Genomic DNA, 19910 nt, shown 5'->3' with positions numbered 1-19910 from the left:
CTTTGGAACGGTCAGACGCCCCTCCGGAAGGTGTCGCACTGCTCCGGGGAGCCCGTCTCGTATCCGGTGGTGAACCACCTGACGCGCTGCTGCGCCGTGCCGTGCGTGAACGCCTCGGGGTCGACCCTGCCCTGGGTGCGCTCCTGGATCCGGTCGTCGCCGACCGCCGCCGCCGCGTCGAGCGCCTGCTGGATGTCGGAGCGGGTGAACGGCTTCTCGTAGAACCCGGTGTCCACGGCGTGCTTGGCCCAGACGCCGGCGTAGCAGTCGGCCTGCAGTTCGAGCTTCACCGATCCGCTGTCGGGGCCCTGCCGGTCCTGGCCGACGCGGTCCATCTGGCCGGTCAGGTTCTGCACGTGGTGACCGTACTCGTGGGCGATCACGTAGGCCTGCGCGAAAGGCCCGCCTTCGGCGCCGAACCTGGACTGCAGGACGTCGAAGAAGCTCAGGTCGAGGTAGACCTGCTCGTCGCGCGGGCAGTAGAACGGCCCGACGGAGGAGTCGGCCGCTCCGCAGCCGGTGTTCGTCGCCTGGGAGAACAGGACCGTCTTGGCGGGCCGGTAGCCGCCGAGTCCGCTCCAGTACTCCTGGATGCTGTTGACGACGCCGACGACGCGGCACTTGTCCGACTGGTCGGCGTCCGAGCCTTTCCTGCACTGCGCGGACAGGTTGGCGGTGGGCGGTAACCCTTCAGGTTCGCGGCCCATGATGTCCCCGGGGTTCACCCCGAAGACGAGGGCCGCGATCAGCGCGATGATGCCGGTGATGCCGCCCACGGCGAGCCCGCCGCCGGGGAAACGGCCGCCGCCGGTGCGCTCCTCGACCTGTGAGGCGTCGAGGTCGGCCTGGTCTCGGAAATCCATGCCCTCGCATCTGCCCGGGGCCGGGGTGATCAGTCCGACACCCGGGCCGACCGGCCCCGATCAGATGCCGCCGGGCTCAGATGCCACCGGGGTCAGATGCCACCGGGATCAGATGCCACCGGGGTCAGATGCCGCCGGGCTCAGATGCCGCCGGTGAAGGTGTCGCAGCGGCCGGGGTCGCCGCTCTCGTAGCCGGTGCTGAACCACTTCTCGCGCTGCGCGGAGGTGCCGTGGGTGAAGGCGTCGGGCACGACCATGCCCGTGGTCCGGCGCTGGATGCTGTCGTCGCCGACGGCCGAGGCGGCGCTGAGGGCCTCGTCGATGTCGGCCTGCGTGAACGGCTGGGTGTAGAAGCCGGTGCGCACCGCGTTGTGGGCCCACACGCCCGCGTAGCAGTCGGCCTGCAGTTCGAGGCGGACGGCGCCGCTGGTGGCGCCCCGCCGGCCGTGGCCGACCCTGTCCATGGTGCCGACCAGGTTCTGGATGTGGTGACCGTACTCGTGGGCGATCACGTACGCCTGGGCGAAGGGGCCGCCCTTCGCGCCGAAGTCGCGCTGGAGGGTGTCGAAGAACGTCAGGTCGAGGTACACCTTCTGGTCGGCGGGGCAGTAGAACGGGCCGACCGAGGCGTCGGCCGGGCCGCAGGCGGTGTTGACGGCCCGGGAGAACAGCACGGTCTTGGCCGGGGTGTAGGTGCGGTCGCGCTCGGCGAACGCCTGCCGCCAGTAGGCCTGGATGCTGTTGACGGTGCCGACGATGCGGCAGTCCTCCGACTGGTCGGCGTCCGCGCCGGTACGGCAGCGGGCGGCCAGGTTGCCGCTCGGCGACCCCTGTGGCGCGGGCAGCGACTGCTGGGGTTGGCGGGCGGGCTCGTCGATGGAGATGTTCGTCGGCACGATCTGGAACAGGAACAGCGCGGCGATGCCGACCAGCAGGAGCAGGCAGCCGGCGCCCTTGCCGCCGACCGGGACGGCGCAGCCGCCGGGCAGCATGCCGCCGCTCGGTCCCCGGCCCGGCCCTGGTCCGGGCCCGGCGGCTCTGACGTCCTCGACCTGGGAGGGGTCAAGCTCGGCATCGTCCTCGAACTGCATGTCGATGCCCTTCCCGGGTCATTGGTCAAATACGCTCCGTAATTGTGCAAAATGGGGCACATGATGGGTGGACTTATCGGGATTGCATTGGTGTCGCTCGGCATGGTCCTCACCCCGGGACCGAACATGATCTATCTGATCTCTCGCTCGATCACCCAAGGCAGGCGGGCGGGCCTCATCTCGTTGATGGGCGTGATGCTCGGCTTCACGCTCTACCTGACCGCCACGTGCCTCGGCCTCACCGCGATCTTCGCGCTGGTGCCCGCGGCGTACACGGCGCTGAAGCTGGCCGGCGCGGCCTACCTCGGATGGCTGGCGTGGAAGGCGCTCAAGCCCGGCGGCGGCTCGGTGTTCGAGCCGAGGGAACTCGAGCCCGTCTCGCCGCGCAGGCTCTTCTCCATGGGGCTGGTCACCTGCCTGCTCAACCCGAAGATCGCGATTCTCTACCTGTCGCTGCTGCCGCAGTTCGTCGACCCCCAGGCCGGGCACATCCTGCTCCAGAGCCTCGCGCTGGGCTCGGTCCAGGTCGCCATCGGCACCATCGTCAACGGCCTGATCGCGATCTCCGCCGGCACGCTGGCCGCGTTCCTGGCCAGTCGCCCGCTGTGGGTGCGCGTCCAGCGCTACTTCATGGGCACCGTCCTCGGCGGCATGGCCATCCACCTGGCCATGGACCGCTCGCGCGCGGTGGTCGCCGCCTGACGGCGGGCGCCGGTGACCTCCTGACGCCCCCGTGACGGGAGGTCACCAGCGGTGGTGCACCTGGGCGCGGATCTTCCGGTCATACAGGTCCCGTACGGCCCGCAGCGTCGCCTCGGGCAGCGCCGGCAGCGCGGCGGCCTCCGCGTTGGCCCGCGCCTGCTCGGGCGCCCGGGCGCCGGGGATGACCGCCGTCACGCCCGGCTGCTGGATGACCCAGCGCAGCGCCGTCTGCGCGGGCGAGACCCCCTCGGGAGCCAGCGCCGCGAACTCCGCCGCCGCCTCCACCCCGGAGGCGAAGTCGAGGCCGGAGAACGTCTCGCCCTGGTCGAAGCGCTCGCCGTGCCGGTTGTAGGACCGGTGGTCGTCCGCGGGGAAGACCGTGTCCTTGGTGTACCTGCCCGACAGCAGCCCCGAGGCCAGCGGGACCCTGGCGATGATCCCCACTCCCTTGTCCGCCGCCGCGGGCAGCACGCGCTCCAGCGGCTTCATCCTGAAGGCGTTGAAGATGATCTGCACGCCGGCGGTGCCGGGCCGCTCGATCGCGGTCAGCGCCTCGTCGCAGGTCTCCACGCTCACCCCGTAGGCGGCGATCGCGCCCTCCTCGACGAGCGTGTCGAGAGTGTCGAAGACGGCCTGCGAGGAGTAGACGGAGGTCGGCGGGCAGTGCAACTGCACCAGGTCCAGCCGGTCGACGCCCAGGTTCGCGCGGGACCGGTCCGTCCAGGCGCGGAAGTTGTCGAGCGTGTAGAGGGCGGGGTCCAGCGCGACCCTCCGGCCCATCTTGGTCGCCACCATGACGTCCGCGTCGGGACGCTCGCGCAGGTAGGCGCCGATCAGCTGCTCGCTGCGGCCGTCGCCGTACACGTCGGCGGTGTCGAAGAAGGTCACGCCCGCCTCGACGGCCGCGTCGAGAACGGCCAGCGCGTCCTTCTCGGCCACCTCGCCCCAGTCGGCGCCGAGCTGCCACGTGCCCAGGCCGACGACGGAGACGCGCCGGCCTGTCCTGCCGAATGTCCGCTGTTCCATGCGCCCAGCATCAAGCGCACCTCGCTGACCTGTCCAATCGTCCGCCTGGGCAGCCCCCTCGCCGGCGGGCCGTCAGGCGAGGGCCTGCCGTACCGCGGACAGGCAGCGTTCCACCACACAGCTCGGCGGCCCGCGGCCGCTCACTTTCCGATGCCGTCGGCGAGGCCTTTGACGATGTAGCGCTGGCCGAGGAAGAACAGCAGCACCACGGGAAGCGCCGCGATCACCATCCCCGCGAACACCACCGGGTAGTCGGTGCCGTGCTTGCTCATCAGGCTGGTCAGCCCGACCGGCAGGGTCTGCACGCCGCTGCCGCTGGTGAAGACCATCGCGAAGAGGTACTCGTTCCACGCGAACAGGACGTGCAGCATGACCGTCGAGGTGATGATCGGCTTGCTCATGGGGAGGATGACGCGCCAGAAGGCGGTCCAGCGGCCCGCGCCGTCCATCTCCGCGGCCTCGTCCACCTCGCGCGGGAGGTCGATCATGTAGGCACGGATGAGGAAGGTCGTGAACGGCACGCGGAAGGCGGTGTACAGGATGAGCAGCGCCCAGAAGCTGTTGTAGAGCCCCATCGCCTGGAACATCTTCACCAGCGGCACGAGCGCCACGGTGGGAGCCAGCATGAGCCCGCCGAGGATGACCGCGGTGACCGCCTTGGGGAACGGGATGCTGACGCGGGTCAGCCCGTAGGCGGCCCACGCGCTGACGAAGACGGTGGCGATCGTCGAGGTGACGGTGACCAGCACGCTGGTGGTCAAGTAGTCGTCGACCCCCCTGTTCCACGCCTTCCGGTAGTTGGCGAAGCTCCAGTCGACGGGCAGCGCGAACGGGTCGCCGAACAGCTCGGCGTTCGACTTGAACCCGTTGAGGACCATCCACAGCAGGGGATAGACCACGACGACCGCGAGGGCGAGCAGGAAGGCCCACATGAACACCCGCGCGACCAGGCCGAGAAAGCTCAGTCGCCTCACCAGTCCACCCTTCTCTTGCGCGTGAACCACAGCTGCGCCATGGCGATGCCGAGCGTGATGACGAAGATCAGCGTGGCGATGGCGGCGGCGTAGCCGAAGTTGTTGCGCACGAAGCCGCTGCGGTACAGCCACGTGCCCATGACCTGGGTCGAGTTGTTCGGGCCGCCGCTGGTCATGACCATGACCTCGTTGAACACCTGGAACGCCCCGGAGATGGTCACCATCGTCATGAGCCCGGTCATCTCGCGCACCAGAGGCACCGTCACGTGCGTGAAGCGGCGGACCGGTCCGGTGCCGTCGATGGCCGCGGCGCCGTACAGCTCGGCCGGGATGCGCTGGATGGCGACGGCGAACAGCAGCGTGGAGTAACCGAAGCCCTGCCACTGGCTCATCGCGATGACCGCCGGCATCGCCGTGCTCTCCTGGCCGAGCCACGAGTGGTCGAACTGGCCCAGGCCCACCGCCTCCAGCGCGTGGTTGAGCGGGCCCAGGCTCGGCTCGTAGATGAAGTAGAACAGCAGGCCCGCGACGGTCAGCGAGATCGCCGAGGGGATGAAGTAGATCGCCCGCAGGCCGCGCCGCCACCTCTCGCTGCGGATGCTCTCGATGAGCGCGGCCAGCACGAGCGCGCCGAAGACCTGGAACACGATCGAGATCACCGCGTACAGCAGGTTGTTGCCGAACGACGACCAGAAGACGGGGTCGTCGAGCAGTCTGCGGTAGTTGTCCAGGCCGACGTACTCCTGGCCGCCGCTGTAGATGTCCCACTTGAGGGTGCTGAACCCGATGTTCTGCGCGAGCGGCAGGTAGACGAACACCCCGACCAGCACAAGGGCAGGGGCGACCCACGCGAGCCCGGCCGCCCGGCGAGTGACGGCGCGCACGGCTACCGGGCCGTCCGGGAGGCCTGGCGCACGCTCTCGAGCACCTGCTCGGGGGTCTGGCCGCCGCTGATGAGGGCCTCGCCGCCGGCCAGCCAGGCGTCGGCGACCTCGGGGACGGTGACCATGTCGAGCCAGCTGGCCAGCCGCGGCGCGGCGTTGACCAGCTCGATGCCCTCGAACACCGCCTTGCTGGACGTCTCGGGCGTGACGGCGCCGACGACGGTGCTGGGCTGGCCGTACGGGGGAGAGGAGAGGACCTTGGCGTTCTCGACCTCGGTCACGAACTTCATGAAGTCGACGGCGAGCGCGGCGCGCGGCGACCTGGCGTTGATCAGGTAGCCCTCCGGCGCGCCCTCGATGACCTTGGGGTCGCCCGCGGCACCCGAGGGGACGGGCAGCGGGAAGATGCCGAAGTCCTCGGGGGTGAGCCCCCGGCCGGCGGTCGTGCTGTCGAACTCCAGGATCTCCTGGTAGTACATGGCGGCCTTGCCGTTGGCGAACGCCTCCTGCGCCGAGGTGTACAGGACGCCGTTGGTGCCGCTGCCGGTGTCGGTGCAGTCGGTGACGAGGGTCTTGAACTGCTTGAGCGCGGCGAGGTAGCCGGGGTGGTCGAGCTTGGCCGTGGCGGGGCGGACGTCTGCCTCGCGGGTCTGGCCTGGCACGTCGTAGGCGAACAGCTGCTGCAGGTAGTGCAGTGCGGGCCAGCCGTCCTTGTTGCCGAACGCGATCGGCTCGTAGCCCGCCTTGCGCAGCGCCCGGCAGCTGCCGACGAGCTCCTCGAACGTGGTGGGCACCTTGAGGCCCGCCTTGGCGAAGGCGGCCTTGTTGTAGCCCATGAACTTGCCGTTGTTGTAGAGCGGGATGCCGTAGTACTTGCCGTCGAAGGCGAAGGCGGACAGTGAGGACTCGCCGAAGGTGCGACCCCACTCGGTGCCGGGGCCGATCACCTTCGTCAGGTCGGCCGCCCTGCCGCCGCGGACGAAGTTCTCCGCCCAGTTGCCCGTCCAGGTGAAGTAGACGTCGGGCAGCGCGTCGGAGGCGGTCAGGGTCTTGGTCTTGTCCTTGATGCTCTGGTCGGTCTCCTGGATGAGCTCGACCTTCACGCCAGGGTGCCGCTTCTGGTAGGCGGCGGCGAGCTTCTCGAAGTACGGGCTCAGCGGATCGCCCGCGAACTTGGTGAGGACGCTGAGCGTGCCGGAGAAGTCCGGTTTCGCCGTGACGTCGGCGGCCGGAGCCGGCGCCGTACCGCCTGAGCAGCCGGTGAGGGCGAGCGACCCGGCCAGTACGGCCAGCGTCGTCAATGGGCGAGGACGCATGGGCTTCCTTTCTCTCGGAGTGCCTCGGCACCTCGGATCCGCGTGGTGAGGGCCGACTGTACAGCCGATCTGATACCGGTACCAGAGGGAAGTTGAAAAGATCTTCCTTCTCGGGTCGCCACCTCTGACCTGCTGAACAGTTGACGGAGATGGTTGCGCTGTGCCAGCGTGATCCCCGCGTGATACCGGTATCAGGTCGCGTCACTCCCGAAAGGACCCGAACATGCTCGGCTTCAACGAGCCCGAATTCCTCTCCCAGCTGGCGAGCACGGTGGCCCTGCGCCCGCGGATCGAGGAGGTCGCCGACCGCCTCGTGGAGGAGGGGTTCGACAACCTCCTCCTGGTCGGCGCCGGCGGCACCTACGCGCAGATGTGGCCGTACGAGCACCTGGCCAGGCGTTCGTCCCGCCTCGCCGTACGGGCGGTGATCGCGGCCGAGCTGATCGCCTCGGGCGACGCGGGTCTGGGCGAGCGCACCGCGGCGATCTTCACCTCGGTGACGGGCACGACCGACGACAGCGTCCGCGCCATCGAGTACTGCAAGGCCAAGGGCGCCTACACGATCGGTTTCACCGGCCACCCCGACTCGCCCGTCGCCACCAAGGTCGACGTCGCGCTCGTCTCCGAGCCGAAGGCCTGGCCGTTCGACCCCCAGATGCTGCTGTTCATGGGACGCCTGCTGTCGCGCAGGGGCGAGTTCGACGGCTACGACAAGCTCGCCGCCGAGCTCGCGGGCATCCCCGGCGTCCTGCTCGAGGTGGCGAAGCAGGCCGAACCCGTGGCCGCGGCCTTCGCCGAGGCCCACCAGGACACCGACTACCACTTCCTCGTCGGCGGCGGAAACCTCTGGGGCTTCACCTACCTCTACTCGATGTGCATCCTCGAGGAGATGCAGTGGCTGCGCACCACGCGGGTGCACAGCGCCGAGTTCTTCCACGGCTCGCTCGAACTGCTCGAGGAGGACACCAGCGTGATCGTCTTCCAGGGTGAGGACGAGACGCGCGCCCTCACCGACCGCGTCGAGTCCTTCGCCAGGCGCATCTCCAAGGACGTCACCGTCTTCGACACCCGCGACTACCCGCTCGACGGCATCAGCCCCGAGTTCCGCGGTCTGCTCGCGCCCCTCGTGCTCGACACCGTGATGGGCAGGGTGAGCAAGCACCTGGAGCGGGTCCGGGACCACTCACTCGACCTGCGCCGCTACTACCGCGTCATGGACTACTGAGCCTTCATGAGAGTCCTCGGCTTCGGCGACAACATCGTCGACCGGTTCGTCGACCGCGGCATCGACTATCCGGGCGGCAACAGCGTGAACGTCGCCGTCTACGCCGGCCGCCTCGGCGTCGAAGCCGCCTACCTGGGGGTCTTCGGCGACGACGACCTCGGCGGCTTCCTCCGCGAGTCGATCGCCGCGCAGGGCGTCGCCGTCGACCACTGCGTCGTACGGCAGGGCGAGACCGGGGTCTCCACCCTGCGCGTCGACGACGGCGACCGGGTCTTCCTCGGCTGGAACGGCGGCGGCGTCACGGTCCGGGAGCCGCTCGCGCTCGACGGCGAACTGCTCGACCACGCCTCGTCCTTCGACCTGGTGCACTCCAGCGTCTACTCCCGCAGCGAGAGCGAGCTGCCCAAGCTCGACACGCTCGTGAGCTTCGACCTGTCGAGCGAGGAGGACTACCGCGCCCCCGCCTACCTCGACCGCGTCTGCCCGCACGCCGACCTGGTGCTGCTCTCGTGCTCCCACCTCGACGAGGGCGCCACCCGCGCGCTGCTCGCCGACGCCGTACGGCGGGGCGCGGGCCTGGCGCTGGCCACCCGCGGTGTGGCGGGCGCGATCGCCCACGACGGCCGCGTGACCGTCGCGGCCCCGGCCCGCCCCGTCGCGCAGGACGCCGTCGTCGACACCATGGGCTGCGGCGACGCCTTCCTGGCCGGCTTCGCCGTCTCCCTGCTGCGCGCCGGGTGGTCGGCCGGCCGGCGACCGTCGGAGCGCATGATCGAGCGGGCCCTGCACGACGGCGCTGACAGCGCCTACCGGCAGTGCTTCGTCGAAGGCGCGTTCGGCCACGGGCGGCCCGTCGAACGGCGGGCCCTGGCTAGCATGTGGCCAGGCTCCGAACGCGAGAAATGAGGGACGTCATCCATGCCAGCTGACCGGGGCCGCGCGGCGGGACCGCCGACGATCTCCGAGGTGGCCGCCGAGGCCGGCGTCGGCCGGGCCACCGCGGCCCGGACACTCGGCGGGTACGGATACGTCAGCCCCGAACTGCGGGAACGGGTGCTCGCCGCCGCCGAGAAGCTCGGCTACCGGGCCAACGCGCTGGCGCGCAGCATGTCGACCGGCGTCAGCCACACCCTCGGCGTGATCGTCGCCGACATCGGCAACCCGTTCTTCGCCGGCGTGGTGCGCGGCATCTGCGACACCTCCCGCGCCAGAGGCTTCGACACGATCGTGCTGAGCACGTACGAGGACCTCGACGAGGAGGTCGCGGCGACGAACGTGCTCATCGACAAGCGCGTCGACGGCTTCATCGTCGCCTCGGCGGCGATCGGCAAGGGCGAGGTCGCCCACATCAAGGCGGCGGTCGAGAGGGGCATCCCCGTCGTGCTCGTGGACCGCGCGGTCGCCGCCCTCGACCTCGACGCCGTCGTGATCGACAACCGCGACGCGGCCAGGGAGGCGGTCGAGACGCTGATCGCGGCGGGCCACCGCAGGATCGGGTTCGTGTGGGGGCCGCCCGCGCCCGAAGCGCCCGCGACCAGGCGCGGGCTGCTGGCCGAGGCGTCGCGCAACCTGTGGACGGACGGCGAGCGGCTGCGCGGCTACCTCGACGCGCTCGACGACGCCCGCATCCCCTTCGACCCCGAACTGGTGATGGTCGGGCCCAAGACCGAGGAGCGGGCGACCGAGGAGGTCACCCGCATGCTCGCCCTGCCCGACCGCATCACCGCCGTCTTCTGCACCGAGACCGACGCGGTGACCGGAGCGCTGCGGGCGCTGCGGACGGCGGGGCTGGCCTGCCCGCGCGACGTGGCGCTGATCGGGTTCGACGACAGCTCGTGGGCGGCGGTCATGGAGCCGCCGCTGACGATGATCGAACAGCCGGTGCACGAGCTGGGGGCCAAGGCGGCCCAGGTGCTGCTGGACACGATCGGCGGCGCGGATCCGCGCGGCGAGATGCACACCCTGAGGTCGCGACTGGTCGTGCGCTCCTCGGTCACCCCGCCGATGGCGCCCTGAGAACGGGCCGGGCGCTCCTCGGTCGGCCCGCCGGCGGCCGGCCGTTCACGCGTCTTCCGGCAGCTCCCGAGTAACGCCAGGGGATCCGGTTACGGACGGCCACGACCGCTACGGCAGCGGCCGTGGCCGCGTTACCTCGGCGGACGCCGTGGCGATGAACGCCTCGACGGCGGATCGCACGTCATCGCCCCGTCCGGTCAGGGTTCGCCTGTCCCGGGCCTCATGCATGTCGGCAGCGAGAGCCATGGCGTCCTCCGCCAGACGCGAGATCTCGGGGTCCTCGGCCAGCAGCCGGACGCGGTAGAGAGCATGCCAGGCGGACGCGCGGAGCCGGTAGGAGGTCGCCTTGGCCTCGTCGTAGGCCGGCGTCGGCTCGCCTTCGAAGGCGCGCAGGGCGCGGTCGTACTGCGCTGTCCTGAACTGCAGAACGGCACCGGCGAAACCGCTGTAGACGGTCATGCGTTCCTCGCGCAGTCGGGCGGAGATCGCGAACTGTTCGGCCCGCTGGGTGGCTCTCTGCTGGAAGAGGTAGGTGACGAGGGAACCCAACAGCGTTCCCCCGATGGCGATGAGCCCCGCTATGACGGCTTCCATGGGGACAGTTGATCACAGCGCCTTTGCCGGCGCCTCCCGCACGACGTCTAGGCTGGGTGAACGTGACGACGGAACGATGGGCACTCGGCGGCGACCTGAGCGTGGCGAGGATCGGCTACGGCGCGATGAAGCTGACCGGTTGGCCGAAAGGCGACCGGCCCACCCGGGAGACGGCCCTGGCCGTCCTGCGCCGGGCGGTCGAACTCGGGGTGAACCACATCGACACCTCGCACTACTACGCGCGCGACGGCGTGGCGGCCAACGAGCTGATCAGGGAGGCGCTGCACCCCTACCCGGACGACCTGGTGATCGTGACCAAGGTCGGGGCACTGGTCGAGGGCTCCGACCTGGCCCTGCCCGCGGCGGAGAAGACCGGTCTCACCCCTGACAACCTGCGCCGCGGCATCGAGGCGAACCTGCGCTCGCTCGGCGTCGACCGCCTGGACGTGGTGAACCTGCGGCTGGGCGACCTCGACCGTGCCGTGACACCGCTGGCCGGCCCCCTGGAAACGCTGTGCGCGCTGCGCGACGAGGGCCTGATCCGCCACCTCGGCGTCTCCAACGTCACCGCCGCCGAGCTCGCCGAAGCCCGCACGATCACGCCGATCGCCTGCGTCCAGAACCTCTACAACCTGGCCAGGCGTGACGACGACCCGCTCGTCGACGCCTGCGCGGAAGCGGGCATCGCCTACGTCCCGTTCTTCCCGGTCGGCGGTTTCCAGCCGATCACGACCGAGCGCCTGGACGCTGTCGCCGCCCGCCACCGCGCGACCGTGCCGCAGGTGGCGCTGGCCTGGCTGCTGGCCCGGTCACCGAACATCCTCCCGATCCCCGGCACCGGCTCCCTGGAGCACCTGGAGGAGAACGTCGCCGCGGGCACCCTCGAGCTCAGCCCGGAAGACATCTCCACTCTGGAGAATCCGGCCGGGCAGTGAGACGATCTTCCGCGTGCTCCCCCTCCGCCGGGTCGCGGCCGGTTTCCTGATCGCTTTCGTCACCCTGAGCCTGTTCGGGTTCGACATCCTCGTCGACCCGGTCGGCTGGCTCCTGGTCGTCCTCGGGCTGTCGAGCATGAAGGCCGCGAACGACACGGTGTTCGGCCCGGCCCACGCGAGCGCCGTGGTGGCGATGGCGCTGTCGCTGGCGATGTTCGTCGGGCTCGGCCGGTTCCTCTTCATCGGCCTCCTGCACAGCATCGCCGTCATCCTCACGATCTGGTTCATCGCCGACGGGATCGTCAAACGCGCCCGCGCCCAGAACGACCCGCCGACGGCCTCGACGTTCGACACGCTGCGATGGGTGGTCACGGTCGTCCTGTCCGCCGAGCTTCTTTCCGGCTACGTGATCCCCGGGACGCCCTGGGTGGCGCTCGCCGCCCTCGTCGCCGCCATCTGGTTCGTGGTGCAGCTCTACCGCTACGCGGACCAGCCGTACCTCACACCCGGCCCCCGAGGGCCCGTCGCTTCCTGAGCGCGTGCCCGTCAGGCGACGAACCGGGGGACCCGTACGAGTCGCGTCCCTGCGGCCGGGGCTGGACGGGTGGACGGCAGGCGGACTGTTCGGGCACGCCGTCGCGTCCGGCTCCTGGCCCGGATCGTGCCGTGGCGCCGCCCCAGACTTCCGCGAAGCGGCGGGCCGTACCGCGGGAGTCACCTCAGCCGGGTGACGCCCGGTTGGCGTGATGGCGGTGCCATGGGGGGATACAGGTCTCAGGAGCACCCGTGAACACCGCCACAAGCCGCACCAGCCGGACGCGGACCTGGATCGCCCGCCTCTCTCTTGTCACGGCGGCGGCCGCCGCGGTGATTCCGATGGCCTCCGCGGGGCTGCGCAGCATCACGCTCCTCGGCCTCGGAGTGGCGGGGCTGGCCTTTACCGTCGCCGCGCTGTGGTGGGCGCTCACCCATCGCGGCGTGGCACGCGCGTGCGCGGCCGTGTTGGTCATCGCCGTCCCCGTCGCCGTGCTCGTCAGGTATGCGATCGTCGGGATGCTCTGGCCGGTGGTCATGTCGGGCGTGCTGATGATGCTGGCCGTGCTCATCGGCCGGGTCGCTCTCGGCATGGGCTCCGAGCCTGCCTCTTCACGGGAGTTCCCGGCGCTCCCGCTCAGGCGTCCGTTCCTGATCATGAACCCACGCTCGGGCGGTGGAAAGGTGAGCGCGTTCGACCTGGTGGCCAAGGCGCGAGCACGTGGAGCGCAGGTCGCGGTTCTCGACCCGGCCCATCACCAGGACGTGACCGAGCTGGCGCGCAAGGCCGTGGCCGAAGGCGCGGACCTCCTGGGCGTCGCGGGCGGCGACGGAACGCAGGCCCTGGTGGCCGCTGTGGCGGCCGAGCACGGCGTCCCTTTCATGGTCATTTCCGCGGGCACCCGCAACCACTTCGCCATGGACCTCGGGCTGGATCGGAACGACCCCTCCACGTGCCTGGCAGCGCTCGACGAAGGCGTGGAGATCCGCGTCGACCTGGGACGCATCAACGATCGGGTCTTCGTCAACAACGCGTCCTTCGGCGCCTACGCGGCCATCGTGCAAAGCCCCGCCTATCGCGATGACAAGACGCACACCACCTTGGAGATGCTGCCCGAACTCCTTACTGGTCAGCGCGGCCCCCGCCTCACCGTACGGACCGACACCGTGACCGTCGAGGACCCGCAGGCCGTACTGGTGAGCAACAACCCCTACCACGTGGGAGACCCCGCCGGCCTCGGCCGTCGTGCCCGCCTGGACTCGGGGGTCCTCGGCGTCCTCAGCGTCAAGGTGGACAACGCCGTGCAGGCCGCCGGCCTGATCCGCAGGGGCCGGTCGGGCGGGCTGACCTCGCTCACCGCCCGCGAGGCCGTCATCGATGCCGACGTGCCGGAGATCCCCGTGGGGGTCGACGGGGAGGCGCTCATGGTCGCGACCCCGGTGCACTGCCGTATCCAGCCCGGCGTCCTGCGCGTGCGCGTACCAGCCAGCAGCCGACGCGGAACGGCCCGCGCCCGGCCACGCCTGGACTGGCGCCGGCTGTGGCACCTGGCCGTCTCCCCAAGACAACACCAGTCCCCATGACACGCGCGCATCACGCCGGCGAGGACTCGCCTGAGGGCGAGGAATGTGTGGTGAAGGGTGCCGAGGGCGCTCAGGTCGAGATGTCGGTCTGGTTCCCGCCGGACGCGGGAGGCGACTACTCCGTGAGCGTGTCCACCTGGCCCTGCGGCCGTTGATGAGGTCCGCCGACGTGTTCGGCGCACAGGCAGCCGACGCCCTTCTCGATCCACTCCTGCCCGTCCCATTCCGGGTGGCGCGCGATCATCAGGGCTGTGACTTCCTCTTTGATCGTCTCCTCGCTCATGGCCGAGTCGCGGCGTACCCAGGTTTCGTCGCGCAGCAGATGAAGATAGTCGCGGACATCGGCCAGCAGCTCCGGGCCGCCGATGTCGCCGTGGCCCGGGACCACCACCCGCGGGCTCTGCTCGGCCAGCCGCTGCATCACCGCGATCCACCGGATGCCGGACACGTCAGTGTCGTGTGGCGGGAACCACGGGAAGATCGCGAACTGCCCTGCCTCCACGAGGTCGCCGGTGAACATCACCCCGGCGTCGGGCACCGTGATCACCTGGTCGCCCTTGCTGTGCGCCCGTCCGGTGGCCCGCAGCCGTACCACCCGGCCACCCAGGTCGAGGTCGTAGGAGTCGTCATAGACGACGTCCGGCGTGGCGAGTTCGACGCCCTCCAGCTGCCGGGCGACCGGTTCGCCGAGTCCCTTGAACATGTCGAGGTAACCGGGGCCCTTCATGGCCAGGTCTTCGGCTTGCGCGCGGTTGATCAGGAACGTCGCCTCCCCGGCGAACGTCTGGGCGCCGAAGGCGTGCTCGGGGTGGAAGTGTGTCGTGGTCAGGTACAGCTTGCGGCCGCGCGCGTACTCGGTGGCGAACTCGAGAACGGTTTCCGCGTTGCCTGGACCCATCCCGGTCTCGACGACCAGGGCGGAATGAGTGCCACCGATGACCCCGATGTTGGGCACCAGCTGCACACGCCGGTTCGGGATCACCAGCAGATCGCGCGCGAGCTCCTGAACTCCGATGATCTGCACAACGGGCTGGTATTCGGCCATGGCGGCGACTCCTCGGAAAGCCATGATCGCCAGGTGGTCGTCCGGGCGATCGGTCCGGCCCAGTCCATCGCCGGATCGCCCGAGGCGTCCAACACCGATCTCCCACACCCGATACCGTGCGGGTATCGTCGCCGGTGATGGAGCTACGCCTGCTGCGTTACTTCGTGGCCGTCGCCGAGGAACGCCACTTCGGCCGCGCCGCCACCCGTCTGCACATGACCCAGCCGCCCCTCAGCCGAGCCGTCAAACAGCTGGAGAGCGATCTCGGCACCACCCTGCTGCGCCGTTCGTCCACGGGAGTAACGCTCACCGCCGCCGGTACGGCGCTCTACGACGAGGCGCGCACGCTGCTGGACCAGGCGGAGCAGGCGCGCGCCCGGGTCGCCGCCGCAACCGACGCCATCACTCTTGGGACTCTTGGCGACAGCGCCGAACAGGCGGGCACCCACCTCGCCGCCGCCTTCCGGCAGCATCACCCCGGAGTCGACGTCCGCATCCGCGAAGCCGGCTTCACCGACCCGACCACCGGCCTGCGCCACGGTCTCGTCGACGTCGCCCTCACCAGGGCGCCCTTCGACGACACGGGGATCAAGATCCACGTGCTGCGCTCCGACCCCGTCGGCGTGGTCCTGCGCACCGACGACCCGCTTGCTCAGCGCGACGTCCTGCACGTGCGTGATCTCGCTGATCGCCGCTGGTTCCAGTTTCCCGACGGGACCGATCCGATCTGGCGCTCCTACTGGAACGCCGGCGAGCCGCGGGACGGCCCCGTGGTGCGGACCGTCCACGAGTGCCTGCAGGCCGTTCTGTGGAACGGCACGCTCGGGCTGGCACCCCTCGCCCATGCGCTGCCTGACGGCCTCACCGCCGTCCCCCTGGCCGACATGCCGCCCAGCCCCCTCGTCGTCGCCTGGAACAGCGCCAACGACAACCCGTTGATCCGCTCGCTCACCCGCATCGCCACGGCCGTCTTTCGTCAGGCGCGGGGTTGACCCTCACCCGATCGAGCCCTGGACCGATGCCGCCCCAGGGCGGGTCGCTCCCGGTGGGTGACCACAGACCTAGACAAGGAGACGCTGCGGGTACGGCGGGGCCGTCGACGTCCGAGGCCGGAACCGGCCGTGGTGACCGCTACTGAAGGGCCAATGACCCGAGTGAGCTCAAGGTCTGCGAGAGGTGCCGGCTATCTACTACGCGTGTAGACAAGGCTGACCCATCCACCTGATCCCGTGTCGACGTGAGCCGGAACCCTGGCGATCTTCCCTTTGGGACATTGCCATTACTGGAGACCTCGCTGATCAGGTGACGGTCAACCCACCACCCGTAGGTGAAGCTCCAGGCGTCAGGGAAGTCTGCTGACACGGCGCGTCACGTTCACCGGACGATCCGTGCGGCGCTCAACCGCGTACGGCGCGGAAGACCCCGATGAGCCGCTGAAAGAGGCCGGCTGAGACCCAAAACCAAAGGGGGCCATGCCACTGATCATGGCATAGCCCCTTTGAGCTGGCGGAGGAGAACCGGGCGCGGAGGGGGACGAGCCCTCCGAAGAGGCCAACTGAGACTAAAACTGAGACTGGACACGACGAAGGGGCCGACTGGGTATGGTCGGCCCCTTCGCGTTTTACTGCCTCAACCAGGCGCGGAGGATGGGGGATTTGAACCCCCGATAGGTTGCCCTATACACGCTTTCCAAGCGTGCGCCCTCGGCCACTAGGCGAATCCTCCGTCGAGAAGCTTACCGGACTCTTCACGCTGAAGAGACCACCATTCAACGTGAGCGAGCACTGCCGTACGGGGCTAGACTGTCGGAGGACCCCTCGCGCGGCGTCATCCTGTGAACCTCCCCAGGGCCGGAAGGCAGCAAGGATAAGCGGGCTCTGGCGGGTGCGCGAGGGGTCTCTTCATTGGAAGCCCCCTCCCAGGCGGGATGGTCGCATGAGTCTTGCGCTTTACCGCAAGTACCGGCCCGGAACCTTCGCCGAGGTCAAGGGTCAGGAGCACGTCACCGACCCCTTGCGGCAGGCACTGCGCACCGGCCGGATCAACCACGCCTACCTGTTCAGCGGTCCTCGGGGCTGCGGCAAGACGTCCAGCGCCCGCATCCTGGCGCGCTCGCTCAACTGTGAGAAGGGTCCGACGCCCGACCCCTGCGGCGAGTGCGAGTCCTGTGTGGCGCTCGCGCCCACGGGTCCCGGCCACCTCGACGTCATCGAGATCGACGCGGCGTCCCACGGTGGCGTCGACGACGCGCGTGACCTGCGCGAGCGGGCGTTCTTCGCCCCCGTCTCCGCGCGCTACAAGATCTACATCATCGACGAGGCGCACATGGTGACCCGCGAGGGTTTCAACGCGCTGCTCAAGCTCGTCGAGGAGCCTCCGCCGCACCTGAAGTTCATTTTCGCGACGACGGAGCCGGAAAAGGTCATCGGCACCATCAAGTCGCGTACCCACCACTACCCGTTCAGGCTGATGCCGCCGGCCACGCTCAAGGCGCTGATGGAGGAGATCCTCACCTCCGAGAGCGTGCCGTTCGAGCCGGCCGCCCTGCCGCTGGTCGTGCGCGCGGGCGCGGGGTCGGCGCGTGACTCGCTGTCCATCCTCGACCAGTTGCTCGCGGGCGCGGAGGACGACGGCATCACCTACGCCAAGGCCGTGTCCCTGCTCGGCTACACCGACGGCGACCTGCTGGACGAGGTGGTCGGCGCCTTCGCCAAGCGTGAGGGGGCGGCGGTCTTCCAGACGGTCAACAGGGTGATCGAGGGCGGCCACGATCCCCGGCGGTTCGCCGCCGACCTGCTCGAGCGCTTCCGTGACCTGGTCATCCTCGCCAACGTTCCCGAGGCGGCCTCCAGCGGGCTGCTCGACCGTCCCGCCGACGAGCTCGAACGCCTGGTGGCCCAGGCGGCCTCCATGGGCCCCGCCGAGCTGACCCGCGCGGCGGAGGTCTTCAACGCGGGACTCACCGAGATGCGCGGCGCCACCTCGCCGCGGCTGCTGCTGGAGCTGATGTGCGCGCGGGTGCTGCTGCCCGCCGCCGCCCAGGGGGAGGCGGCCCTGCTGGCCCGCCTCGAACGCCTGGAGCGCGGCGGGGTCGTCGCCCAGATGGCCGCCCGCTCGTCTTCCGGTACGGCAGGCGGCCCCGCGGCCGCGGTTCCCGGCCCTTCCTCCCGCGCTTCCGCCGGTGACTCTTACGCCAGTGGCGGCCCTGTTGGAGGCGGCGCGGCTGCCGGTGATCTCGCGACGAACGGCCCGGCTTCGAGCGGCGCCAGGCCGGGCGGCGCAATCATGGACGGTGTCGCCGCGGCCGGTGCCGCTTCCGCTGGTGCCGCTCCGGGCGGTCCTGCTTCCGGTGGTGCCGCGTCGGGCGGCCTCGCATCGGATGGTGGTGCGTCGGGTGGCGGTGCTTCCGGTGGGGTCACCGGGGGCGACGTCGACTGGCCCGAGCCCGTGCGGCCAGGAGCACCCGCGCAGCAATCCGAGCCCGTCCACCACGCTCCCACTCCTGCCTCCGCCCCTGCCGCGACGGGCAGCGGCGTCGGCCCGCTCCAGCAGCAGTGGCCCGCCGTTCTGGCCGCGCTGAAGAAGCGCAGCATCGTCGTCTGGGCGAACGTCAACACCAACGCCCAGGTCGTCGGCGTCGAGGGAAACCTGGTCACGCTCGGGTTCAGCCAGGTCGGCGCGATGAAGAACTTCACCGGCGGCGGCAAGGACGCCGTCGTGGCCGGGGCGCTCGGCGACGTGCTGGGCGGCACGTGGCGGGTCGAGGCCGTCGTGGGCGGCGCGCCCGTTCCCCAGGGCGGCCGCAACGCCCAAGCCGCCCCCCGCGTGCCGGGCGGTCCTGGCGCTCCGGGCGGTCCCGCCTCGGGCGGTCCCGCCTCGGGCGGTGCTGTTTCGGCCGGTTCTGCGGCGGGTGGTTGGGACGCCTCGGGTGGATCCATGGGCTCCACGCAGCCGGACGGCTCGCCGGCCCAGAGCGGCCAGGGCGGTGGTCCCGGCGGCTTCGGAGGTGCCGGCGGGCCCGGCAACGCTGGTGGGCCGGGCGGAGCCGGTAGTGCGGGCGGGCCCGGCGGTCCCGGCAGCCCCGGTGGTCCAGGCGGAGCCGGCAATGCTGGTGTTCCCGGCGGACCTGGCGGACCTGGCGGCGTTGGTGCTTCCGGCGGGATCGGGCCGGGCGGTGCTGGTCCCGGTGGCCTCGGGCCTGGCGGTGCCGGGGTTTCCGGCGGTGCAGGTCCCGGTGGTGGCGGTGGGTTCGGCGGTCCCGGCGCTGGTGCGGCGAACGGGCCTGGTACTGGTGGGGCGAACGGGCCTGGTACTGGTGGGGCCGGCGAAGCCGGCGCTGCCGGTTCCGGTGGATTCGGTGGACCAGGCGGTGCCGGTGGGCCTGCCGGTCCTGGTGGACAGGGCAGCCCTGGCGGCCCCGGCGGTTCCGGGGGTACTGCCGGTGGCGGGCCGGCGGGTGGCGGGCAGAGCGACGTCTCGGGCGGCCCGCAGAGCGGCGAAGGGCCGGGCGGCGGCGCGGCTCAGGGCGACTGGTCAGGCGGCGCGGGCCAGGCGGCCGGGGCCGGATCCGACCAGGCGTCAGGGTCGGCGGCACAGACCGCAGGCGACACGAGCGGGGCCGGGGAGCGGCTCACGACCGACGAGTCGTGGCCCCAGGCGCCCGACGACCACGACTACGGCACGCCGCCCATGCCCAGCCCGGCCCAGGCGACCAGCCGTACACCCAGCCCTGGACTGGCCGCGGCGAGGTCGGCGGCGCAGGCGGCCGCGCAGGCAGGCCCGCGCCAGCCCACATCGCGGCAGGGCGGCGGAAAGGCCGGCGGGCAGGCGGGTGGCTGGCCCGACGCGATCCCGGGGCGGAACCGCGGCTCGGAGGTCGACGAGGTCGATCCCCTCAACGACGCCGACGCGGACGTCGACGAGCTCAGCGGCATGGCCCTCCTGCAGCGGGAGCTCGGCGCGCAGATGATCGGCGAGATCGACCACACCTGACCGGCCCGCGGGTGACCCTGGGAGCTCGACTTGCCTGGGAGGTCGCGTCGGGCCCTGTCGGAGCCGGGGCGGAGGTGCTGGAGCTCGAGCCGCTCGCGGCGGTCGGGTCGAGACCGGGCGCGGAGTGGA

At 70.7% G+C, this 19910-nt stretch carries 17 protein-coding genes, 1 tRNA gene and 1 other RNA gene; 10 read left to right on the top strand and 9 right to left on the bottom strand.

The window, feature by feature from the left end; translation table 11 throughout:
- Positions 1 to 11: 11 nt before the first annotated feature.
- Together ypfJ (ACWDLG_RS04625) and ypfJ (ACWDLG_RS04620) are read right to left on the bottom strand one after the other, a co-directional pair.
- Positions 12 to 863 (bottom strand): KPN_02809 family neutral zinc metallopeptidase, encoded by an 852-nt coding sequence (ypfJ, locus tag ACWDLG_RS04625; protein ID WP_449915942.1) that lies wholly within the window; start codon positions 861 to 863, stop codon positions 12 to 14.
- Between the two features lie 140 nt (positions 864 to 1003).
- The gene (gene ypfJ / locus ACWDLG_RS04620; RefSeq protein ID WP_449915940.1) at positions 1004 to 1954 is read right to left on the bottom strand and encodes a KPN_02809 family neutral zinc metallopeptidase; all 951 of its coding nucleotides are present in this window, start codon (positions 1952 to 1954) and stop codon (positions 1004 to 1006) included.
- A 60-nt stretch (positions 1955 to 2014) separates the two neighbouring features.
- Between ypfJ (ACWDLG_RS04620) and ACWDLG_RS04615 the strand changes: the two genes are divergently transcribed.
- Positions 2015 to 2656: a LysE family translocator gene (locus tag ACWDLG_RS04615; RefSeq protein WP_449915938.1), complete on the top strand. Its 642-nt coding sequence runs from the start codon at positions 2015 to 2017 to the stop codon at positions 2654 to 2656.
- A 42-nt stretch (positions 2657 to 2698) separates the two neighbouring features.
- Here the strand turns inward: ACWDLG_RS04615 and ACWDLG_RS04610 are convergent, their stop codons facing one another.
- From ACWDLG_RS04610 to ACWDLG_RS04595, 4 genes are all read right to left on the bottom strand, one after another.
- Positions 2699 to 3682 carry an aldo/keto reductase gene (locus ACWDLG_RS04610; RefSeq protein WP_449915937.1) on the bottom strand — a complete coding sequence of 328 codons (984 nt, stop codon included), beginning with the start codon at positions 3680 to 3682 and terminating at the stop codon, positions 2699 to 2701.
- 140 nt (positions 3683 to 3822) lie between these two features.
- Positions 3823 to 4656 (bottom strand): carbohydrate ABC transporter permease, encoded by an 834-nt coding sequence (locus tag ACWDLG_RS04605; RefSeq protein WP_449915935.1) that lies wholly within the window; start codon positions 4654 to 4656, stop codon positions 3823 to 3825.
- A complete protein-coding gene (locus ACWDLG_RS04600; protein ID WP_449915932.1) occupies positions 4653 to 5540 on the bottom strand; it encodes a carbohydrate ABC transporter permease in 888 nt (295 codons plus the stop codon). Before ACWDLG_RS04600 ends, ACWDLG_RS04605 begins: the two co-directional genes overlap by 4 nt.
- 2 nt (positions 5541 to 5542) lie before the next feature.
- Positions 5543 to 6856, bottom strand: a complete 1314-nt coding sequence (locus ACWDLG_RS04595) for an ABC transporter substrate-binding protein (protein WP_449915930.1) — start codon at positions 6854 to 6856, stop codon at positions 5543 to 5545.
- Between the two features lie 223 nt (positions 6857 to 7079).
- Between ACWDLG_RS04595 and ACWDLG_RS04590 the strand changes: the two genes are divergently transcribed.
- Genes ACWDLG_RS04590 through ACWDLG_RS04580 form a run of 3 tightly spaced genes read left to right on the top strand, consistent with a single transcriptional unit; the run spans position 7080 to position 10097 of the window.
- The gene (locus tag ACWDLG_RS04590; RefSeq protein ID WP_449915929.1) at positions 7080 to 8081 is read left to right on the top strand and encodes an SIS domain-containing protein; all 1002 of its coding nucleotides are present in this window, start codon (positions 7080 to 7082) and stop codon (positions 8079 to 8081) included.
- A gap of 6 nt (positions 8082 to 8087) precedes the next feature.
- Positions 8088 to 8987, top strand: coding sequence for a PfkB family carbohydrate kinase (locus tag ACWDLG_RS04585; RefSeq protein ID WP_449915927.1), 900 nt, complete (start codon positions 8088 to 8090; stop codon positions 8985 to 8987).
- A 12-nt stretch (positions 8988 to 8999) separates the two neighbouring features.
- Positions 9000 to 10097: a LacI family DNA-binding transcriptional regulator gene (locus ACWDLG_RS04580; protein WP_449915925.1), complete on the top strand. Its 1098-nt coding sequence runs from the start codon at positions 9000 to 9002 to the stop codon at positions 10095 to 10097.
- 108 nt (positions 10098 to 10205) lie between these two features.
- Here ACWDLG_RS04580 and ACWDLG_RS04575 read toward each other — a convergent pair whose 3' ends face one another.
- Positions 10206 to 10691 carry a hypothetical protein gene (locus tag ACWDLG_RS04575; protein WP_449915924.1) on the bottom strand — a complete coding sequence of 162 codons (486 nt, stop codon included), beginning with the start codon at positions 10689 to 10691 and terminating at the stop codon, positions 10206 to 10208.
- A gap of 62 nt (positions 10692 to 10753) precedes the next feature.
- Here ACWDLG_RS04575 and ACWDLG_RS04570 point away from each other — a divergent pair, with 62 nt between their 5' ends.
- The 3 genes from ACWDLG_RS04570 to ACWDLG_RS04560 all read left to right on the top strand — a co-directional run bounded on the left by ACWDLG_RS04570 (position 10754) and on the right by ACWDLG_RS04560 (position 13744).
- Positions 10754 to 11626, top strand: a complete 873-nt coding sequence (locus tag ACWDLG_RS04570) for an oxidoreductase (protein ID WP_449915923.1) — start codon at positions 10754 to 10756, stop codon at positions 11624 to 11626.
- 13 nt (positions 11627 to 11639) lie between these two features.
- Positions 11640 to 12161: a hypothetical protein gene (locus ACWDLG_RS04565; protein ID WP_449915921.1), complete on the top strand. Its 522-nt coding sequence runs from the start codon at positions 11640 to 11642 to the stop codon at positions 12159 to 12161.
- A gap of 251 nt (positions 12162 to 12412) precedes the next feature.
- Positions 12413 to 13744 (top strand): diacylglycerol/lipid kinase family protein, encoded by a 1332-nt coding sequence (locus ACWDLG_RS04560; RefSeq protein ID WP_449915918.1) that lies wholly within the window; start codon positions 12413 to 12415, stop codon positions 13742 to 13744.
- A gap of 115 nt (positions 13745 to 13859) precedes the next feature.
- Here the strand turns inward: ACWDLG_RS04560 and ACWDLG_RS04555 are convergent, their stop codons facing one another.
- Positions 13860 to 14789: an MBL fold metallo-hydrolase gene (locus ACWDLG_RS04555; RefSeq protein WP_449915916.1), complete on the bottom strand. Its 930-nt coding sequence runs from the start codon at positions 14787 to 14789 to the stop codon at positions 13860 to 13862.
- 137 nt (positions 14790 to 14926) lie between these two features.
- Here ACWDLG_RS04555 and ACWDLG_RS04550 point away from each other — a divergent pair, with 137 nt between their 5' ends.
- Positions 14927 to 15781, top strand: a complete 855-nt coding sequence (locus ACWDLG_RS04550) for a LysR family transcriptional regulator (RefSeq protein WP_449915914.1) — start codon at positions 14927 to 14929, stop codon at positions 15779 to 15781.
- 648 nt (positions 15782 to 16429) lie between these two features.
- Here ACWDLG_RS04550 and ACWDLG_RS04545 read toward each other — a convergent pair.
- Positions 16430 to 16514: transfer RNA gene (locus ACWDLG_RS04545), tRNA-Ser, on the bottom strand.
- A gap of 83 nt (positions 16515 to 16597) precedes the next feature.
- Between ACWDLG_RS04545 and ffs the strand changes: the two genes are divergently transcribed.
- Positions 16598 to 16693: signal recognition particle sRNA small type (gene ffs / locus ACWDLG_RS04540), an RNA gene on the top strand.
- A gap of 31 nt (positions 16694 to 16724) precedes the next feature.
- Positions 16725 to 19781 (top strand): DNA polymerase III subunit gamma and tau, encoded by a 3057-nt coding sequence (locus ACWDLG_RS04535; RefSeq protein ID WP_449915912.1) that lies wholly within the window; start codon positions 16725 to 16727, stop codon positions 19779 to 19781.
- Positions 19782 to 19910: the final 129 nt, after the last annotated feature.

The organism is Nonomuraea sp. NPDC003727 (genome assembly GCF_053586935.1).
The sequence above is the reverse complement of the archived record's forward strand: the minus strand, read 5'-3'. Positions and strand labels throughout refer to the sequence as shown.

Bases quoted from the DNA above. Each gene is read 5' to 3' on its own strand.
- ACWDLG_RS04590 (WP_449915929.1), top strand. From the start codon at position 7,080: ATGCTCGGCTTCAACGAGCCCGAATTCCTCTCCCAGCTGGCGAGCACG.
- ACWDLG_RS04575 (WP_449915924.1), bottom strand. From the start codon at position 10,691: ATGGAAGCCGTCATAGCGGGGCTCATCGCCATCGGGGGAACGCTGTTG.
- ACWDLG_RS04585 (WP_449915927.1), top strand. From the start codon at position 8,088: ATGAGAGTCCTCGGCTTCGGCGACAACATCGTCGACCGGTTCGTCGAC.
- ACWDLG_RS04550 (WP_449915914.1), top strand. From the start codon at position 14,927: ATGGAGCTACGCCTGCTGCGTTACTTCGTGGCCGTCGCCGAGGAACGC.
- ACWDLG_RS04595 (WP_449915930.1), bottom strand. From the start codon at position 6,856: ATGCGTCCTCGCCCATTGACGACGCTGGCCGTACTGGCCGGGTCGCTC.
- ACWDLG_RS04580 (WP_449915925.1), top strand. From the start codon at position 9,000: ATGCCAGCTGACCGGGGCCGCGCGGCGGGACCGCCGACGATCTCCGAG.
- ACWDLG_RS04610 (WP_449915937.1), bottom strand. From the start codon at position 3,682: ATGGAACAGCGGACATTCGGCAGGACAGGCCGGCGCGTCTCCGTCGTC.
- ACWDLG_RS04615 (WP_449915938.1), top strand. From the start codon at position 2,015: ATGATGGGTGGACTTATCGGGATTGCATTGGTGTCGCTCGGCATGGTC.
- ACWDLG_RS04535 (WP_449915912.1), top strand. From the start codon at position 16,725: ATGAGTCTTGCGCTTTACCGCAAGTACCGGCCCGGAACCTTCGCCGAG.
- ACWDLG_RS04555 (WP_449915916.1), bottom strand. From the start codon at position 14,789: ATGGCCGAATACCAGCCCGTTGTGCAGATCATCGGAGTTCAGGAGCTC.
- ypfJ (WP_449915942.1), bottom strand. From the start codon at position 863: ATGGATTTCCGAGACCAGGCCGACCTCGACGCCTCACAGGTCGAGGAG.
- ypfJ (WP_449915940.1), bottom strand. From the start codon at position 1,954: ATGCAGTTCGAGGACGATGCCGAGCTTGACCCCTCCCAGGTCGAGGAC.